This is a genomic window from Vibrio sp. 704, assembly GCF_033339295.1.
On the sequence record NZ_JAWOUH010000248.1, the window covers coordinates 1 to 846 of the forward strand.

Below are 846 nucleotides of genomic sequence, written 5' to 3' on the forward strand. Positions count from 1 at the left end.
TATCGAATTTAACTTCTTATCCGTTTTTAACGAGAACCTAGGCGAGCACCTTCAACCCGTGCGAGCCCTTTACGAGTTGTAATCTTATCCATGTTTAAATTCTACAAAAAACAGAAATTTAAGCGCCTTCAGAGTACGCTGATGACTGCGTTTCTTGTCCTCAGCATTACGCCTCTTACCATCACTGCGATTTTTTTCCTGCAATCCCATAGTAAAGATCTGCAAGAACAAAGCACTTCACATCTGCTTTCTGTTCGTGATACCAAACAACAACAGATCCTCGACTACTTCGAAGCGCAAGAAACCGAAGTCATGGGATTTGTACGCTCTGAGCTCGCGTATGCCAGTGGTGGTCGTTTTTACGGCCTCGTCAATGCATTTAGCCGTTTAGGCAATGATATTGAAGAAGCACGTGAAAATGCTCAGCAACGTTATATCGAAGGCAGCGGTGACCAAATCAAAACATCAATTTTGCCGGAGTCCTCAAATTATGTCGGCAGTGAACGTTATCGCTTACTCCACAAACGTTATCACTGGGCATATCTGGAGCTACTCAAACGCTCAGATTTTAATGATATTTTGCTGGTCGATATTAACGGCAACGTGACCTATTCCATCAACAAAGACGACAACTACGGTACTAACCTACTAACGGGACGCTATAAAGACTCGGCATTAGGTAAAACCTTTAAACGTCTAGCTGATGACGTCAACGAACGCCGCAAAGTGAATGAAGATTATACGCCCGTCATTATTTCTGATTTTGAACTGGAACATGGTCGACAAGTCGCTTGGCTTGGTGCACCTATCGTTCAGCAAGGCTATTTGCAGAGCTATGCTATGTTC

1 pseudogene is annotated in these 846 nt (G+C 43.5%); it reads left to right on the forward strand.

Annotated elements, in window-relative coordinates:
* Positions 1–90 precede the first annotated feature (90 nt).
* Positions 91–846 (forward strand): annotated as a pseudogene (locus R7R24_RS25735) (hybrid sensor histidine kinase/response regulator); the annotation flags it as partial.